This window comes from Streptomyces tendae (assembly GCF_008632955.1).
In the GTDB taxonomy this organism is placed as follows: domain Bacteria; phylum Actinomycetota; class Actinomycetes; order Streptomycetales; family Streptomycetaceae; genus Streptomyces.
Genome location: NZ_CP043959.1, coordinates 5,530,770 through 5,547,686 on the forward strand (window position 1 = coordinate 5,530,770; position 16,917 = coordinate 5,547,686).

Sequence of the window (16,917 nt, forward strand, 5' to 3'; positions counted from 1 at the left end):
GGAGCCGACCCGCATGGCGAAGATCAAGCCCAGCAAGGGCGCCCCGTACGCGCGCATCCTCGGCGTGGGCGGCTACCGCCCCACCCGGGTCGTGCCGAACGAGGTGATCCTCGAGACGATCGACTCGTCCGACGAGTGGATCCGCTCGCGCTCCGGGATCGAGACCAGGCACTGGGCCGGGCCCGAGGAGACCGTCGCCGCGATGTCGATCGAGGCGTCCGGCAAGGCGATCGCGGACGCCGGGATCGACGCCTCGCAGATCGGCGCCGTCGTCGTGTCGACCGTGTCGCACTTCGCCCAGACCCCGGCCGTCGCCACCGAGATCGCCGACAAGCTCGGCACGGACAAGGCGGCCGCCTTCGACATCTCCGCCGGCTGCGCGGGCTTCGGCTACGGCCTGACCCTCGCCAAGGGCATGGTCGTCGAGGGGTCCGCCGAGTACGTCCTGGTCATCGGCGTGGAGCGGCTGAGCGACCTGACCGACCTGGAGGACCGCGCCACGGCCTTCCTGTTCGGCGACGGCGCGGGCGCCGTGGTCGTCGGCCCCTCGCAGGAGCCGGCCATCGGCCCGACCGTGTGGGGCTCCGAGGGCGACAAGTCCGAAACGATCAAGCAGACCGTCACCTGGGACCGCTTCCACATCGGGGACGTCACCGAGCTGCCCCTGGACAGCAAGGGCAACATCAAGTTCCCCGCGATCACCCAGGAAGGCCAGGCGGTGTTCCGCTGGGCCGTGTTCGAGATGGCGAAGGTCGCCCAGCAGGCGCTGGACGCGGCCGGCATCACCCCGGACGAACTGGACGTCTTCATCCCGCACCAGGCCAACGTGCGGATCATCGACTCGATGGTGAAGACCCTCAAGCTGCCGGAGCACGTCACGGTCGCGCGTGACATCCGCACCACCGGCAACACCTCGGCCGCCTCGATCCCGCTCGCGATGGAGCGGCTCCTGGCGACCGGCGAGGCGAAGAGCGGCGACACCGCGCTCGTCATCGGCTTCGGGGCGGGTCTCGTGTTCGCCGCGACTGTCGTTACCCTCCCCTAGGCACTCCGTGCCGGATCATGCGTCCGGTACGCGAGGAAACACCGCCACACCCTCTGGAATCACAACGAAGGAGCGCCACCATGGCCGCCACTCAGGAAGAGATCGTCGCCGGTCTCGCGGAGATCGTGAACGAGATCGCCGGCATCCCGGTTGAGGACGTCCAGCTGGACAAGTCCTTCACCGACGACCTGGACGTCGACTCGCTGTCCATGGTCGAGGTCGTCGTCGCCGCCGAAGAGCGCTTCGACGTCAAGATCCCGGACGACGACGTCAAGAACCTCAAGACCGTCGGCGACGCGACCGAGTACATCCTCAAGCACCAGGCCTGAGCCCGCGCGGGGCGTGAGCCCCGTCAGGGCCGGGACACCCCGGCCCCGCCACCCGGCGGTGGCGCCGTACGCATCCTCGTCAATCGTTGGAGAAAGAATTCCGATGAGCTCGACCAATCGCACCGTGGTCGTCACCGGTATCGGCGCAACCACACCGCTGGGTGGCGACGCGGCCTCTACCTGGGAGGGCCTCGTCGCCGGTCGCTCCGGCGTGAAGCCCCTGGAGCAGGAGTGGGCCGCCGAGCAGGCGGTCCGCATCGCGGCCCCCGTGGCCGTGGAACCCACCGAGGTCATTCCCCGGCCGCAGGCCCGCCGCCTGGACCGCTCGGCGCAGTTCGCGCTCGTCGCGGCCAAGGAGGCCTGGGCGGACGCCGGGTTCGAGGCCAAGGCCGGCGAGGACCCGAACGTCGACCCCGACCGGCTGGGCGCGGTGATCGCCTCCGGCATCGGCGGCGTGACGACCCTGCTGGACCAGTACGACGTGCTGAAGGAGAAGGGCGTACGCCGCGTCTCCCCGCACACCGTCCCCATGCTGATGCCGAACGGCCCGTCCGCGAACGTGGGTCTCGCGGTCGGCGCCCGCGCGGGCGTGCACACCCCGGTGTCCGCGTGCGCCTCGGGCGCGGAGGCCATCGGCTACGCCATCGAGATGATCCGCACCGGGCGCGCCGACGTGGTCGTCGCGGGCGGTACGGAGGCGGCGATCCACCCGCTGCCGATCGCCGCGTTCGGCAACATGATGGCGATGTCCAAGAACAACGACGACCCGCAGGGCGCCTCGCGCCCCTACGACGTCGCCCGGGACGGCTTCGTCCTCGGCGAGGGCGCGGGTGTGGTCGTCCTGGAGTCCGCCGAGCACGCCGCCGCGCGCGGCGCCCGCGTCTACGCGGAGGCGGTCGGCCAGGGCATCTCGGCCGACGCGCACGACATCGTGCAGCCGGAGCCGGAGGGGCGGGGCATCTCGCACGCCCTGCAGAACCTGATGGACCGCACCGACCTGGACCCGGCGGAGATCGTGCACGTGAACGCGCACGCGACGTCGACGCCGGCGGGTGACATCGCCGAGCTGAAGGCGCTGCGGAAGGTCTTCGGGGACGACACGGACCACATGGCGGTCTCCGCGACGAAGTCGATGACCGGGCATCTGCTCGGTGGCGCCGGTGGCGTGGAGTCCGTGGCCACCGTGCTGGCGCTGTACCACCGGGTGGCGCCGCCGACGATCAACGTGGAGAACCTGGATCCCGAGGCCGAGGCGGCTGCGGACGTGGTGCGCGGTGAGGCGCGGAAGCTGCCCGTGGACGGGCGGATCGCCGCGTTGAACGACTCGTTCGGGTTCGGTGGGCACAACGTGGTGCTGGCGTTCCGGACGGTTTGATCGCCCCCGGGGCGATTTCAGGAAGGGGCTCACCTCTGGGAGGTGGGCCCCTTCTGTTGTTGGCCGTTCGCGCAGTTCCCCGTGCCCCTTCGGGGGCGCGTATCTGGCTGCCGGTTCGTGGGGGTTGAGCGCGCAGTTCCCCGCGCCCATTTGGGGCGCTACACGACCTGGTGGAGCCAGCGGACCGGGGCGCCTTCGCCCGCGTAGCGGAAGGGTTCGAGTTCGTCGTCCCAGGGCTTGCCGAGGAGCCTGGCGATCTCCGACTCCAGGTCGGTCTCCTCCGCGCGGGAGCGGACCAGGGCGGCGCGCAGGCGGTCCTCCGGGATGAGGATGTCGCCGTGGATGCCGGTGACGGCGTGGAAGATGCCGAGGTCGGGGGTGCAGCTGTAGCGCTCGCCCTCCGCGCCGGCGCACGGCTCGGAGGTGACCTCGAAGCGCAGCATCTGCCAGCCGCGCAGCGCGGAGGCGAGCTTGGAGGCGGTGCCGGCCTGACCCTGCCAGGAGAACTCCGAGCGCCAGGTGCCGGGGGCGGCCGGCTGGCGGATCCAGTCCAGGCTGACGCGCGTGCCGAGCACCCCGGCGACGGCCCACTCGACGTGCGGGCACAACGCGCGCGGCGCGGAGTGCACGTACAGAACTCCACGAGTCGTCACCGGAACCTCCGGGCTGAGCGGGTCGTCTTCGATCGGGCGGAACAGGCGCGGCCCGCCGGGCCGCGCTGATGGCGAGGCTACCGTGCGACGGCGCGAGGAGTGTGACGTACCGTCCGTCCCGGCGGGGGAAAGTCGCACCGTTCACCCGGCAGGACGCCGGTGCGGGTGACGTGGGTTGCTTCCGGACGGGCCCCCGGACGGGCGGGAACTCCCGTGCGTTGTTATGGGTTGGGGACGGACGGATGTCACGGGACGCGCGGGAGGCGACGGATGGAGCAGGCGACGCGGAGACGGGGCAGGGCCGTGCTCGCCGTGGCGGCGGCCGTCGCGTTCGGCGTGGCGGGCTGCGACGCCGTCGGCGGGGACGCTCCCGGCGCGGCGGGGACGAAGGCTCCGTCCCCCCGCCCCACGCCGCTGTGGGACACCCGTCCGGACTCGGTGGCCGCCGTCGGCGACTCGATCACCCGGGGGTTCGACGCGTGCGCGGTGCTGACGGACTGTCCGGAGGTGTCGTGGGCGACCGGCGGCAGCGAGGAGGTCGACAGTCTCGCCGTACGGCTGCTGGGGCGGGCCGGCGCGGCCGGGCGGAGCTGGAACTACGCGGCGACCGGCGCCCGGATGGAGGACCTGCCCGCGCAGATGGAGCGGGCGGTGCGGCGCGGTCCGGAACTGGTGGCGGTGATGGCGGGGGCGAACGACGCCTGCCGGGAGAGCGTGTCGGCGATGACGCCGGTGGCGGATTTCCGCGCCGACTTCGAGGCGGCGATGCGTACGCTGCGCCGGTCGCTGCCGAAGACGCAGGTGTACGTGGCGAGCGTGCCCGACCTGAAGCGGCTGTGGTCGCAGGGACGGACCAGCGCGCTGGGCAAGCAGGTGTGGAAGCTGGGCATCTGCCCGTCGATGCTGGGCGACGCGGACGCGCTGGACGCGGCGGCGACCGAGCGGCGGGCGACGGTGCAGAAGCGCGTGGAGGACTACAACGAGGTGCTGCGCGAGGTCTGCGCGAAGGACAGCCGCTGCCGTTCCGACGAGGGCGAGGTGTACGCGTACCGGTTCGGCACCGCGCAACTGAGCCGCTGGGACTGGTTCCACCCCAGTGTCGACGGACAGGCCAAGCTGGCAGAGATCGCCTACCGGACGGTCACGGCGCCGGGGCCGTGACCTATTGTTTCGCACATGAACGAACTCTTCGGCACACTTTCCGACGGCACGCCGGTGCACCGTTGGACCCTGGAGCGGGCGGGCGTACGGGTACGGATCCTGTCGTACGGCGGGATCGTGCAGGACGTCGAGGTGCCGGACCGGGACGGGCGGACCGGGAACGTGGTGCTGGGGTTCACCGGTCTGGACGGCTACGTCGCGCATCCGGAGCCCTTCCTGGGCGCCCTCATCGGCCGGTACGCCAACCGGATCGCGGGCGCGCGCTTCACCCTGGACGGCGTCGAGCGCACCCTCACGCCGAACGACGGGCCGAACTCGCTGCACGGCGGTGAGCGGGGCTTCGACAAGCGCGTCTGGGACGTCACCGGGGTGGAGCACGGTCTGCGTCTGTCGCTGGTCTCCGAGGACGGCGAGGAGGGCTTCCCGGGCCGCCTGGAGGTCACGGTGACGTACACGCTGGACGAGCGGGGCGCGCTGCACATCGCATACGAGGCGGTGACGGACGCCCCGACGCACGTGAACCTGACGAACCACACGTACTGGAACCTGGCCGGTTCCGGCTCCGCGGCCGGGCACGAGCTGCGGCTGGCCGCCTCCCGCTGGACGCCGTCCGGCCCGGATCTGATCCCGGCCGGTGACCTGGCGGACGTCTCCGGCACCCGCTACGACTTCCGCGAGGCGCGCAAGACCGGCAGCGGCTACGACGACAACTTCGTGCTGGACAAGGGGGTGACGCAGGCGGCCGAGGAGGTGGCCGAGCTGTACGACCCCGCGTCGGGCCGGGTGCTGACCCTGGCGACCACCGAGCCGGGCATCCAGGTGTACACGGCGGACCACATCGGGGAGCCGTTCGAGCCGGGTGCGGGCATCGCGCTGGAGACGCAGCACTTCCCGGACTCGCCGAACCGTCCGGAGTTCCCGGGCACGGTGCTGAGGCCGGGCGAGGTGTTCCGCTCCGAGACGGTGTACGGCTTCTCCACGCGGTAGCGGGCGCGCCCTCCTCGTGGGGCCGTCACGCGCGGGCCCCCGGACACACATGAGCCCCGGTCCGGGGTCAGGGTCCCGGGCCGGGGCTGTTCATGGGGTACCCCGCCGGGACCCGACGTTAACCGCTGAGCCGCTTCCGGTCGCTGCCGATCCCGCTCCCGCGGCGAATCCCGTACGAACCCTTCACATTCGGCCAGTGGTGTTCCCCGCCGCTCACGTACGCGCCGGGCGGTGTCCGTCGCACCGTGGTGTGATCCACCCCGGTCACGCGATACTGCGGGCCTCCGGCATCCACCCGTACCCCACGACGACGGAAGGCCCCCATCCCGTGATCTCTCCCCGTGTGCGCATCGGTGTGCTCGGTCTGGCCCTGCTGACCGCCCTGTCCACCCCCACGACCGCGACCGCCGCCGGACCGGCGGCCCCGACCGCCGGCACCGCCGCACCGCCGACCGTCGAGGAGCTGCGTCTCGACAAGGCCGCGCCCCAGGAGATACTCCGCCGCTCCGGCTTCGACACCGTCACGCCCGCCTTCGCCCGCGCCCTGGACCGGGCCCGCTCCTACGCCGAGGCCCGGCGCGTCGTGGAGCGGGAGGGCCGCGCCCTGTGGCGCAGGGCGGTGGACCGGGCGCAGGGGCGGGGCCCCGCGGGCGGCGACCTGAGCCGGGACGACGACCGCCCGCTGTACTGGGCGCGGCTCGGCATGACCCGGGAACTGCGCGGCTGGGAGCCGCGGTTCGGGCTGGACGAGGCGCGGCGGGCGAAGCTGCTCGACACGCTTGAGCAGACCTCGCGCGGGCAGACCGCCGTCCGGTATCCGCACCGCAAGGGCCTGAAGCGGGTGCTGGTGACCGGCTTCGACCCGTTCACGCTGGACCGGGACATCCGCATCTCCAACCCGTCGGGCGCCGTCGCGCTGGCCCTGGACGGCACGGTGATCGAGACGGCGAGTGGCCCGGCGCGTGTCGAGACGGCCGTGTTCCCGGTGCGCTGGCGGGACTTCACCGACGGGACGGTGGAGCGGGCGCTGCGGCCGCACCTGCCGGAGGTCGACCTGTTCACCACGGTCAGCCAGGGCCGGGTGGGCCGCATCGACGTCGAGCGGACGAACGGCGCCTGGCGGGGCGGCTTCGGGGACAACGAGAACACCGGCACCCCGGAGACCGTGCCGGTGTCCGACCCCGCCTCACAGCCGCAGTGGACGTCGACGACGCTGCCGTACGCGGCGATCGTCGCGGCGGACACCGGCCGGTTCCCGGTGTACGACAACACGACGGTGACGGAGATCCCGGCGGGCGGGACGCAGAAGGTGGACCGGCCCGACGGACCGACGCCCGGCTCGACGGCGCGGGCCGGGGGCGGCGGCGACTACCTGTCCAACGAGATCGCCTACCGGGCGACGTTGCTGCGCGACCGCCTGGGACTGCACGACACGCTGCCGGGCGGGCATGTGCACACCCCGGTGCTGGAGTTCGGCGCGGGCAACACCACGGAGATCACCGACCCGCGGTTCGTGCGGAACCGGCTGGACATCATCGCCCAGGTGCGCGCGATCGTGGCCGTCGCGGTCAGTGCGTCGGAGCGAGCGCGAGACTGACGCCGAGGCCGGCCAGCGCGGTCCCGATCACCTTGTTGAGGAACCGCTGGCCGCGCAGCATCAGGCCGCGCATCCGGTCGTGGGAGAAGAACAGCGCGACGACGCCGAACCACAGCAGGTGGGCCAGCGACATGAACAGGCCGTAGCCCGCCTGCTGGAGGAGCGGGGTGCCGGGGCCGACGACCTGCGCGAAGGTCGAGACGACGAAGAGGGTCGTCTTCGGGTTGAGGACGTTGGTCAGGAACCCGGTGCGCAGGGCGGCGAACGGGGTCAGGCCGGTGCGGTGCTCCAGGTCGACGGTGACCTCGGCGCGGGTGCGGAAGGTACGGACGCCGATGTACACGAGGTAGGCCGCGCCGGTCAGTTTGACGACGGTGAAGAGGAAGGCGGAGGAGGCGATGAGCAGCCCCACGCCGAGCATGGTGTAGGTGACGTGCACCAGGACCCCGGCGGCCACCCCGGCGGCGCCGAGCAGCCCGGTGCGGCGGCCGTACAGGTAGCTGCCCCGGACCACCATGGCGAAGTCGGCGCCCGGGGCGATCACCGCGAGGACGGTGATGACGGCGACGGCGAGGACCTCGCTCACGCGTCGGCGCCCTCCTCCTCGGGCTCGGTGGCGCTGTCGTCGCCCCCGGTCTCCTCGCCGAGGAGGTCGCGGGCCATGAGGGTGGCCCCGGCGACCGCGCCGGGCATCAGGAACACCGCCACGAACGGCACGAGGAAGGCCACCGCGAGCGGGGTGCCGAAGCCCCAGACGAGGGTCTTCCGGGACCGCAGCAGCGCGAGGCGCTCGCGCACCTCCACACCGCGCCGCTGGAGCGCGACGGCGGTGAGCTCCTCGGTGAGGAAGAACCCGGTGACGAAGAAGCCGATCACCGGCACGACGGTCTGCCCGGCCACCGGGACGAACCCGAGCGCGAACAGCAGCACCGCCCACACGGCCGCGCGCGCGAGGATGCGGAGGCTGTCGCGGGCGGAGATCCACAGCTCGCGCCACAGCGGCAGGTCCGACTCGGGCGCGGTGCCGTCGGGCGAGACGTCCCGGTCGACCTTCTCGGAGAGGCTCTCGTAGAACGGCTGCCCGACGAGCAGGGTCACGGCGGTGAAGGTGAGCACGCTCAGCAGCAGGCCGAGCGCGAACAGCACGGCGGTGAGGAAGCCGCGGAACAGGCCCGCCCAGGGGTCGGCCCAGTCGTCGGCGAACGGCGTCGCCCAGCCGACCAGATCCGCGCCCCACAGGGCGAGCGCGACCAGGGCGGCCGCGTACAGCACCAGGGTGATCAGTCCGGGCAGCAGCCCGAAGCCGTACTGTCTGCCGTGCCGGCCGACCCACTTCTGGCCCCTCAGCAAGTACCGGAACCCTGCCCCTAGATCACGCATGGGAGGACTGTAGCGGGCGTCCGGACGGGTGACGGGTGAGGGCCGCACCCCACGTCCAAGGATGCGGCCCACGCCGTACGCAACGACGCCGGCCGGGCGGGCGTCACGGGCGGCCCGGCCCCCTTCGTCACCGGGTGACGGCGGCCTCGGCGGCCCCCTCCGCGTCCGTGGCGGCCCGGTGCGCGCCCTCCGGCCCGCGCAGGGCGATGTGGGCCAGCAGGACGGCCATGACGGCGACGCCCGCCCACATGGCCCGCTGCCAGCCCTCCACGAAGGACTCCTGCGCGACGCGCACCAGGTCGTGGGCGTGGCCGCCGGTGCTCGGGGCCACCTCGACGGCGTTGGCGATCCCCTCCCGCGCGGTGTCCGCGGCCTCCCGGGGGACGCCGTCGAGCCGGTCGTCGACGGCGGCGCGGTAGCCGCCGGCCACGAGCGCGCCGAGCAGCGCGACGCCCAGCGCCGTGCCGAACTCCCGGGTGATGTCGTTGAGGGCCGAGGCGACGCCCTGCCGGTCGCGGGGCAGGGAGGCGGTGATCGCCTCGGTGGAGGGCGTCATCGACAGGCCCATGCCCGCGCCCATGGCGAGCGTGCCGGGCAGCACCGACAGGTAGCCGCCGTCGACGGAGACGAACAGGGCCATCAGCGCGAGGCCGAGGGCGGACAGGGCGATGCCCGCCGTCATGGTGGCGCGGGCGCCGATCGCGGCGGCCGCTCTCGGGGCCAGTCCGGACGTCGCCATCATGGTGACGGCCATGGGCATCATCGCCGCCGTGGACAGCAGGCCCGACCAGCCCAGCACCGCCTGGAAGAACGGGAAGAGGACGACGGCGACACCGGCCTGGACCCCGAACACGACGAGCAGCGTGAGGGAGCCGCCGGCCAGGCCACGCTCGCGGAAGAGGCGCACGTCCAGCAGCGACGCGTCACGGCGGCGCAGCTCCCAGGCCACGAAGGCGACGGCCGCGGCCAGTCCGGCCACGAGGCCGGTGAGCGTCGCGGGGGCGGTCCAGCCGCGCTCGGGGCCCTCCTGGAGGACGAAGATCAGGCCGACGACGGCGACGGTGGACAGCAGCGCGCCTGCCGTGTCGAAGGAGGAGGCGGGCCGCTCGCGGGAGTCGGGCACCGACCTCACGGTCGCCACCAGCGCCACGGCCGCCAGTGCGACGGGCAGCGCGAACAGCCACCGCCAGTCCGCGACGTCCACGAGGAGCGCGGAGAGGAACATGCCGAGGATGCCGCCGCCACCGGCGACCCCGGTCCACACCCCGATCGCCCTGCCGCGTTCCTTCTCCGGGAACGTGGAGGTGATCACGGCCAGGGTGATCGGCATGATCATCGCGGCTCCGGTGCCCGCGGCCACCCGGGCGCCGATCATCACGGCGGGCGACGGCGCGAACGCGGCCACCGCACCGGCCGCGCCGAACAGGACCAGCCCCGCGATCAGTACGCGTTTGCGGCCCAAGCGGTCGCCGGCCGCGCCGAGCGGCAGCAGCAGGGCGGCCAGGGCGAGGGTGTAGACGTTGAGGATCCACAGCACGGTCGTCTGGGAGGCGCCCCACTCGACGGCCATGTGGGTCTGGGCGACGTTCAGGCCGGACACCGACGCGACGACGGCCATCAGCGCGACCGACACGGCGGTCAGCACCGCGCGCAGCTGTCGCGCGTCCGGTGTGCCGGTGCCGCTCGGTGGAGCCTCCGCCGCCCGGACGGGCTGGTCACTGCTCATGGTCTCCTCCGGAAAAGGGCGTGCGGGGTCGGCGCCGGGACAGGTCCGGCCGCCGACGGGGGACGGCGCGGGGCGGCGGCCGTGCGGACCACCGCCTCGCTCTGCCCGCGACGCTAGGCCCGTGTTGCGGTGTAGGCATACGATGTTGCTCATGACGCAAGAAGATGACGGGCTGGACGGCCTCGTACGCAAAAGGATCCGTGCGCTGCGGGTCGCGCAGGGGTGGTCCCTGGATGAGCTCGCGACCCGGGCGAACCTCAGTCAGTCCTCGCTGAGCCGGATCGAGAACGGGCAGCGCCGGCTCGCCCTGGACCAGCTCGTCGTCCTCGCCCGGGCCCTGGACACCACCCTGGACCAGCTGGTGGAGAACGCCGACGACGACGTGGTCGTCAGCCCGATGATCGACGGCACTCACGGCCTGATGCGCTGGCCCGTGAAGGGCGACCCCGGGATGAGCGTGGTGCGTCAGCGGCTGACCGCTCCCCCGCCCGACAACCCCGCCCGGATGCGCGCCCACCCCGGCCGGGAGTGGCTGGTGGTGCTCTCCGGCACCGCGGTCCTGATGCTCGGGCACCGCCGGTACCGCGTCGGGACCAACCAGGCGGCCGAGTTCCCCACCATGACCCCGCACGCGATCGGGGCGGAGGGCGGCCCGTGCGAGATCCTCGGCATCTTCGACCGTGACGCCCGCCGCGGCCACCAGCGGGACACCGGTGACGGCGCGGAGGGCGAGGGCACGGGGGGCGCCGGGCGGCGGGGCGCGTAGGGACCGCCCGTACGAGAAGGACCGCGCCCGGCGGCACGGATCGTGCGGCCGGGTGCGGTCCCGTGGCTCCGGGGAGCCCCTCGTCAGAGCTTGACGATCATCTTTCCGGTGTTGTCGCCGCGCAGGACGCCGAGGAAGGCCTCCAGGTTGTTCTCGATGCCCTCGACGACCGTCTCGCGGTACTTCAGCTCGCCCGAGCGGATCCAGGCGCCGACCTCCTGGACGAACTGCGGCTGCAGGTCGTAGTGGTCGCCGACCAGGAAGCCCTCGATGCGGCCGCGGGTCTGGATGAGCCGGGCGAGGTTCTTCGGGCCGGGCGCGGCCTCGGTGTTGTTGTAGACGGAGATCGCGCCGCAGACGGCGATGCGGCCGTCCCGGTTGAGGGAGCCGATGGCCGCCTCCAGGTGGTCCCCGCCCACGTTGTCGAAGTACACGTCGACGCCGTCGGGGGCGGCGGCACGCAGCTGCTCGCTCACGGGGCCGTCCTTGTAGTTGAACGCGGCGTCGAAGCCGTACTCCTCGGTGAGGAGCTTGACCTTCTCGTCGGAGCCGGCCGAGCCGATCACCCGGGAGGCGCCCTTCAGCTTGGCGATCTGGCCGACCTGGCTGCCGACGGCGCCCGCGGCACCGGACACGAAGACGGAGTCGCCCTCCTTGAAGGAGGCGGTGCGCAGCAGGCCCGCGTAGGCGGTGAGGCCGGTCATGCCCAGCACGCCCAGGTACGCCGACAGCGGGGCCGCCTCCGGGTCCACCTTGACGGCGGTCCTGGCGTCGACGACGGCGTACTCGCGCCAGCCGTGGAAGTGCAGGACGTGGTCACCGACGGACATCCCCTCGGCGTTCGACGCGACGACCTCGCCGACGGCCCCGCCCTGCATGGCCTTGCCCAGCTCGTAGGGGGCGACGTAGGACTTGGCGGCGCTCATCCGGCCGCGCATGTACGGGTCGACGGAGAGGTACTCGTTGCGCACCAGCACCTGACCCTCGCCCGGGGCGCGCACCTCCGCCTCGACGAACGCGAAGTCCTCCGGCTCGGGCCAGCCGACCGGCCGGCTCGCCAGCTGCCATTCACGTGCGGTCGCGGGGGGCGTGGGGGTGTCGGACATGAAGAGGACCTTTCCTCGAATACTTCAGTACGTGAAACAACCATGCGGCTGAACATTTCAGACTGTCAAGCAAGTGGGTACCCTGGAGACCATGGCCACACCCCGCACCGCGCCCCGCCGCCCCGACGCTCTCACCCTGGAGGTCGTCGAGCTGATCGGCGCGGTCGTGGCGCGCTACCACGAGGAGTACGAGGAGGCGGCCGCCGGACACGCGCTGACCGGCGCGCAGGCGCGGCTGCTGAGCCTGCTCAGCCTGGAGCCGCTGCCGATGCGGAGGCTCGCGCAGCGGCTGAAGTGCGAGCCGTCGAACGTCACCGGCATCGTGGACCGGCTGGAGGCACGCGGACTGGTGGAGCGGCGGCCGGACCCGGCTGACCGGCGCGTGAAGCTGGCGGCGGCGACGGCCGAAGGGCGGCGGGTGGTGCGGGGCCTCCAGGAGTCCCTGCGGTTCGCCCGCGAGCCGCTCGCGGGCCTGCCGGACCAGGAGCGGGTCGCCCTGCGCGACGCCCTGCGGCACATGCTGGCCCTGGAGAACGACTAGCCCTGCTCGGGTGGGGGGCGCCGGCCGCTTCGCGCTCGGGGGGCGGCGAGCGGGGCCGGCGGCTCCACATCCGGAGGGGGCGGGCGGAGAGCGCTGTGCCCGGGAGCGGCGGGCCGGGGACGCAGTACGCCCGGAGACAGCGGGCGGAGCCGCTGCGCCCGGAGGCGGCGAGCGGGGGCCGTCGCACCCGGAGGCGGCGAGCCGGGGGACGCAGTACGCCCGGGGGCGGCGAGCGTCGGCCGCTGCGCTCGGAGCCGGCTCCCGGATGCCGCCGTGCCTGGGAACGACGAGCCGGGGGATGCAGTACGCCCGGAGACAGCGGGCGGAGGCCGCTGTGCCCGGAGGCCGCGAGCGGGGGCCGTCGCACCCGGAGGCGGCGAGCGAGGGAACGCTGTACCCGGGGGGCGACGAGCGGAGGCCGCTGTACCCGGGGCGACGAGCCGGGGGACGCCGTACGCCCGGAGACAGCGGGCGGAGCCCTGCGCCCGGAGGCGGCGCGCGGGGGCCGTTGCGCCCGCGAGCGGCGAGCGGAGGCCGCTGCGCCCGCGGGCGGGGGCCGTTGCGTTCGGGGGTGGCGCGTGGTGGCTGTGGTGCGCCCAGGGAGGGTGAGCCGGGCGCTCGTGTGGCGTTCGGGGGGCGCCGCGGTCCCGGGCGGAGCCGTTCAGGGCACCGGGATCGGGTGTGGGCCGGGCGTGAGGTGTTGCGGGCGGGTCGGGGCCGCTCAGGTCAGTGGTGCGGGCCGCGCCCGGATCAGGTGCACCACCAGAGGAACTTCTTGCAGGTCTTCGACGGTTCGGGTTCCGGCTCCGGCTCCTCGGTGGTCGGGTCGGGGCCGGGGTCGGGGGCCTCCGTCTCCGGCGGGTCCTCCCCGGTGGGGGGTGCGGCCGGGTCGGTCGTGGGCGCGTCCGCGGACGCCGACGACTCGGTCGCCTCCGCCGACTCCTCGTCCGCCCCTTCCGACTCCTCGTCCTCGGGCGAGGACGCCGACGCCGAGGCCGACCCCGACGCCCCGGGGCTGGGGGACGTCCCCGGTGTCCCCGCCTCCGCGGCACCGCCGCTCTCCGACGCGCTCGCCTCGACCTCCTCCGCGCCCCCGTCGACCGACTCCTCACCGGCGACCGCCTGGCGGTCCCCCGAGCCGGGCGCGTCCAGCCCCAGTTCCGCCAGGCTCAGTCCGCCGGCCGCGAGGACGAAGCCCGCGACGACCATCAGGGTGCGGTTGCGCCGTCTGCGGTGGGCCGCCGCCTTGCGGTCCCGGCGGCTCTGACCGGCGTGCCGGTCCTCGTCCTCCGGCTCCCGCCCCCGGCGCCGGGCGGCGCGCCGCCCCGACGGCGCCGCATCGGCCCCCACGTCCTCACGGCCGTCGCGCGCGTCGTCCGGGCGGTCCTCGCCGTGGGCGTCGTCGCCCGAGTGGGCATCGTTGTCGGCGTAGGCATCGTTGTCGGCGTGGGCGCCGTGGGCGCCGCCCTCGCGGGGGTGCGCGCCACCGGCGCCGTATCCGCCGCCCCGTGCGGACGCGGGCGCGCCGGGGGTGTCGCCCGCGGGCCCCGCCGGCGCGCCCTGCCCCTGCTGGGCGCGCAGCGTCTCGACGGGCGTGCCGCAACCGGGGCAGGCCAAAGCGCCGTTGAGGTGCCGTCGGCACGGCTGACAAAAGTCCATGACGCGGGAAGGTTAGGTTCCGGTCCGGTTCGGTTCCTAGGCCTTCCTGTGAAGGTTTGGTGCGGACCCTTACGCAATGGTTTCGAAACTGCCGAAACCGTTATGTGCGCGACCCATTGACACCCCCACCACACCGTCCTTAGTGTCTCGCCAGCATTTCGAACGTGTGACGAAATATCGAACGTGTAGAAACCGCACACGCCGATGACAGTCCACCACCGCAGCGAGGGGCAACTGCCGTGCGCATCACCGGAATCAGCACACACGTGGTCGGGACGCCGTGGCGCAACCTGACGTACGTCCAGGTGCACACCGACGAGGGAATCACCGGAGTCGGCGAGACCAGGATGCTCGGCCACACCGACGCGCTCCTGGGCTACTTGAGGGAGGCCGAGGTCAATCACGTCCTCGGCTCGGACCCGTTCGCCGTCGAGGACCTGGTCCGCCGCATGAAGTACGGCGACTACGGCCGCGCGGGCGAGATCGTGATGTCCGGGATCGCGGTCGTCGAGATGGCCTGCTGGGACATCAAGGGCAAGGCGCTCGGCGTCCCCGTCTGGCAGCTGCTCGGCGGCAAGGTCACCGACAAGGTCAAGGCGTACGCCAACGGCTGGTACACCACCGAGCGCACCCCGGAGGCGTACCACAAGGCGGCGCGGACGGTGATGGAGCGCGGCTACCGGGCGCTGAAGATCGACCCGTTCGGCACGGGCCATTTCGAACTCGATCACAAGGAGACCCTGTACGCCGTCTCCCTGATCGAGGCCGTGCGGGACGCGATCGGCCCCGAGGCCGAGCTGATGCTGGAGATGCACGGCCGTTTCTCCCCCGCCACCGCCGTCCGGCTCGCGCACGAACTGGCGCCGTTCAAGCCCGCGTGGCTGGAGGAGCCGGTTCCGCCGGAGAACCTCAAGGCGCTGGAGAAGGTCGCCGCGAAGGTCGACATGCCGGTCGCCACCGGTGAACGCATCCACGACCGCATCGAGTTCCGTGAGCTGTTCGAGAGCCAGGCGGTCGACATCCTGCAGCCGGACGTCGGCCACATCGGCGGCATCTGGGAGACCCGCAAGCTCGCGGCGACCGCCGAGACGCACTACATGCTGGTCGCCCCGCACAACGTCGGCGGCCCGGTGCTCACCGCCGCGTCCCTCCAGGTCGGCTTCACCTCCCCGAACTTCAAGATCCTGGAGCACTTCAACGACTTCGCCGACGCGGAGATCAAGAAGGTGGTCAAGGGCGCGCCCGTGGTCGACCCGGAGGACGGCTGCTTCCACCTCTCCGACGCGCCCGGCCTCGGGGTGGAACTGGACGTCGACGCGGCGGCCGAGTTCCCGCAGCAGCAGGCCCGGTTCGACCTGTGGGCCGAGGGCTGGGAGCAGCGCAAACCCAAGGGGACGAAGTGAGCGCCCCGGACGCCCCCGCCGGGGGTGCCGCCGTCGTCGTCGAGGCGCCCGGCACGCACCGCCTGGTCCCGCACGAGCCGCGCGAGCCCGGTCCCGGCGAGGCGCTGGTCCGGGTGCACGCGGCCGGGATCTGCGGCAGCGACCGCGAGGTCTACCAGGGCAACCGGCCCGAGGGGTACGTGCGGTACCCGCTGACCCCCGGCCACGAGTGGTCCGGGACGGTGTGGCGAGTGGGCGCGGGCGTGCCCGGGGAGCTGACCGGCCGCAAGGTGACCGGCCGCAAGGTGGTCGGCGAGGGGTTCCGCAACTGCCAGGTGTGCGACCGCTGTCACGCCGGTGAGACCACCCTGTGCACCGCGGGCTACGAGGAGACCGGCTTCACCCGGCCGGGCGCCATGGCTCCCACGCTCACCCTGCCCGCCCGGCTGCTGCACGTCCTGCCGGACGACGCCGACCTGTCCGCCGCGGCGCTGCTGGAGCCCGCCGCCTGCATCGCCGCCGCCGCGCTGAAGGCGCGTGCCGTGCCCGGTGAGCGGGTGGCGGTGGTGGGCACCGGCACGCTGGGCATGTGCGCCGTGCAGTTCCTGCGCGCCGCCTCGCCCGCCGAGCTGCTGGTGGTCGGCACCCGGGACGACCGGGAGGCGCTGTCCCGGCAGTTCGGAGCCACCGCGTTCCGCACCAAGGACCAGCCGCTCCCGGACGGCTTCGACGTGGTGATCGAGACGGCCGGGTCGGCCGACGCGGCCCGTACCGCGGCGGGTCTGCTGCGGCGCGGCGGGCGGCTGGTGCTCACCGGCATCCCGGCGCCGGGCGCCGACGGGCTCGACCCGACGGACCTGGTGGTGCGGCAGCTGGAGGTGCACACCGTCTTCGGCGCGCCGCCGGACGCCTGGGCGCACACGGTGCGGATGTTCGCGGCCGGACTGCTCGACCCGCTGCCCCTGGTCACCCACGAGCTGCCGCTCGCCGAGTTCCCCGCCGCCATCGAGCTGGTGGGGTCCGGCGACCCGAAGGTGGGCAAGGTCCTGCTCCGTCCCTGATCCGCGCCGGTACGAGGACGAGCCGACGGCCCTCGTACCGGCGCGCTCCGCCCGCGTCACCAGCCGCGCCGGCTCCCTGTCCCGCCCCCGTCTCCCGTACCGCACCGGGCCCGGCCGGCCCGTATCCCGGGTCGCGAACCACGTCCGGT

Annotated in this window: 16 protein-coding genes; 10 read left to right on the plus strand and 6 right to left on the minus strand. The window is 73.3% G+C overall.

Annotation, left to right across the window (positions count from 1 at the left end; genetic code table 11):
* Positions 1–13: 13 nt before the first annotated feature.
* From F3L20_RS25480 to fabF, 3 genes are all read left to right on the plus strand, one after another.
* Positions 14–1,045: a ketoacyl-ACP synthase III gene (locus F3L20_RS25480; RefSeq protein WP_150156331.1), complete on the plus strand. Its 1,032-nt coding sequence runs from the start codon at positions 14–16 to the stop codon at positions 1,043–1,045.
* An 80-nt stretch (positions 1,046–1,125) separates the two neighbouring features.
* A complete protein-coding gene (locus tag F3L20_RS25485; RefSeq protein ID WP_004988657.1) occupies positions 1,126–1,374 on the plus strand; it encodes an acyl carrier protein in 249 nt (82 codons plus the stop codon).
* 103 nt (positions 1,375–1,477) lie between these two features.
* Positions 1,478–2,749: a beta-ketoacyl-ACP synthase II gene (gene fabF / locus F3L20_RS25490; RefSeq protein WP_150156332.1), complete on the plus strand. Its 1,272-nt coding sequence runs from the start codon at positions 1,478–1,480 to the stop codon at positions 2,747–2,749.
* Positions 2,750–2,907: 158 nt separating this feature from the next.
* On the opposite strand, the gene F3L20_RS25495 is transcribed toward fabF, so the two are convergent.
* On the minus strand, positions 2,908–3,402 hold the full coding sequence (locus tag F3L20_RS25495) for a DUF3145 domain-containing protein (RefSeq protein ID WP_150156333.1): 495 nt from the start codon (positions 3,400–3,402) through the stop codon (positions 2,908–2,910).
* Between the two features lie 270 nt (positions 3,403–3,672).
* On the opposite strand from F3L20_RS25495, the gene F3L20_RS25500 reads away from it, so the two are divergent.
* From F3L20_RS25500 to F3L20_RS25510, 3 genes are all read left to right on the plus strand, one after another.
* On the plus strand, positions 3,673–4,563 hold the full coding sequence (locus F3L20_RS25500) for an SGNH/GDSL hydrolase family protein (protein ID WP_150156334.1): 891 nt from the start codon (positions 3,673–3,675) through the stop codon (positions 4,561–4,563).
* 15 nt (positions 4,564–4,578) lie between these two features.
* Positions 4,579–5,550 (plus strand): aldose epimerase family protein, encoded by a 972-nt coding sequence (locus F3L20_RS25505; protein WP_150156335.1) that lies wholly within the window; start codon positions 4,579–4,581, stop codon positions 5,548–5,550.
* A 328-nt stretch (positions 5,551–5,878) separates the two neighbouring features.
* Positions 5,879–7,147 (plus strand): pyroglutamyl peptidase, encoded by a 1,269-nt coding sequence (locus F3L20_RS25510; protein ID WP_150156336.1) that lies wholly within the window; start codon positions 5,879–5,881, stop codon positions 7,145–7,147.
* On the opposite strand, the gene F3L20_RS25515 is transcribed toward F3L20_RS25510, so the two are convergent.
* The 3 genes from F3L20_RS25515 to F3L20_RS25525 all read right to left on the minus strand — a co-directional run bounded on the left by F3L20_RS25515 (position 7,119) and on the right by F3L20_RS25525 (position 10,253).
* Entirely contained in the window at positions 7,119–7,733 is a 615-nt protein-coding gene (locus F3L20_RS25515; RefSeq protein WP_150156337.1) for a LysE family transporter, read from the minus strand. The two genes, F3L20_RS25510 and F3L20_RS25515, sit on opposite strands and share 29 nt — an antisense overlap.
* Positions 7,730–8,527, minus strand: a complete 798-nt coding sequence (locus F3L20_RS25520) for an EI24 domain-containing protein (RefSeq protein WP_150156338.1) — start codon at positions 8,525–8,527, stop codon at positions 7,730–7,732. The genes F3L20_RS25515 and F3L20_RS25520 overlap by 4 nt, the downstream gene beginning before the upstream one ends.
* Before the next feature lie 127 nt (positions 8,528–8,654).
* Positions 8,655–10,253, minus strand: coding sequence for an MFS transporter (locus F3L20_RS25525; protein WP_150156339.1), 1,599 nt, complete (start codon positions 10,251–10,253; stop codon positions 8,655–8,657).
* Positions 10,254–10,404: 151 nt separating this feature from the next.
* Between F3L20_RS25525 and F3L20_RS25530 the strand changes: the two genes are divergently transcribed.
* Positions 10,405–11,019: an XRE family transcriptional regulator gene (locus F3L20_RS25530; RefSeq protein WP_206338821.1), complete on the plus strand. Its 615-nt coding sequence runs from the start codon at positions 10,405–10,407 to the stop codon at positions 11,017–11,019.
* An 83-nt stretch (positions 11,020–11,102) separates the two neighbouring features.
* Here F3L20_RS25530 and F3L20_RS25535 read toward each other — a convergent pair whose 3' ends face one another.
* Positions 11,103–12,125, minus strand: a complete 1,023-nt coding sequence (locus F3L20_RS25535) for an NADP-dependent oxidoreductase (protein ID WP_150156341.1) — start codon at positions 12,123–12,125, stop codon at positions 11,103–11,105.
* A 91-nt stretch (positions 12,126–12,216) separates the two neighbouring features.
* Here F3L20_RS25535 and F3L20_RS25540 point away from each other — a divergent pair, with 91 nt between their 5' ends.
* Positions 12,217–12,666, plus strand: coding sequence for a MarR family winged helix-turn-helix transcriptional regulator (locus tag F3L20_RS25540; protein ID WP_150156342.1), 450 nt, complete (start codon positions 12,217–12,219; stop codon positions 12,664–12,666).
* 750 nt (positions 12,667–13,416) lie between these two features.
* On the opposite strand, the gene F3L20_RS25545 is transcribed toward F3L20_RS25540, so the two are convergent.
* Complete coding sequence (locus F3L20_RS25545) at positions 13,417–14,325, minus strand: SCO2400 family protein (protein WP_150156343.1); 909 nt, start codon at positions 14,323–14,325, stop codon at positions 13,417–13,419.
* Between the two features lie 239 nt (positions 14,326–14,564).
* Between F3L20_RS25545 and F3L20_RS25550 the strand changes: the two genes are divergently transcribed.
* A complete protein-coding gene (locus F3L20_RS25550; RefSeq protein ID WP_150156344.1) occupies positions 14,565–15,728 on the plus strand; it encodes a mandelate racemase/muconate lactonizing enzyme family protein in 1,164 nt (387 codons plus the stop codon).
* Complete coding sequence (locus F3L20_RS25555; RefSeq protein ID WP_150156345.1) at positions 15,725–16,768, plus strand: zinc-dependent alcohol dehydrogenase; 1,044 nt, start codon at positions 15,725–15,727, stop codon at positions 16,766–16,768. Before F3L20_RS25550 ends, F3L20_RS25555 begins: the two co-directional genes overlap by 4 nt.
* The last annotated feature ends 149 nt before the right edge of the window (positions 16,769–16,917 follow it).